The organism is Actinospica durhamensis, assembly GCF_018139695.1.
Classification (GTDB): Bacteria; Actinomycetota; Actinomycetes; order Streptomycetales; family Catenulisporaceae; genus Actinospica; species Actinospica durhamensis.
Genome location: NZ_JAGSOG010000822.1, coordinates 1 through 412, shown reverse-complemented (window position 1 = coordinate 412; position 412 = coordinate 1). Strand labels below are relative to the sequence as shown.

1 protein-coding gene is annotated in these 412 nt (G+C 64.1%); it reads right to left on the bottom strand.

The features are described from left to right. Positions 1–412 (bottom strand): alginate lyase family protein (locus KDL01_RS47320; protein ID WP_212534335.1); only part of this gene is annotated, 412 nt, incomplete at both ends.

The following is a 412-nucleotide window of genomic DNA, read 5'->3' as shown; positions in this document are numbered from 1 at the left end:
GGCGTGATTTTTTCGAAGCTCGCCGGGTCGATCACCGCATCGATCACCAGGTTCGCCAGGCGGCCGATGGCGTGGTTGTTCTCGCGGTACAGGTCGATATGGCGCCGCTGCACCAGCTCTGCCGCAAACACCAGCGGGATCAACGCGAACGTGTGGTAGTGCAGCGCGCGATCGCCGCGCTTGACCTCGCGTGCCAGCGCGCCGTCGGGGCCGATATCGCGAATGCCCTCGCGAACGCGCAGGAGTCCGGAGTCGATCAGGTCGCTGTTGTCCGTCGCAGTGCCGATGGCAATCAGATTGAGGCCGGCCCAGTACACCAGGTTGTTATGCAGATGGTTGATCGCCTCGGCGTTGCGGGTGGCGATCGCAATGCGTTCGAGCCACGGTGCAATCGCATCGAGCTGCGCCTGGT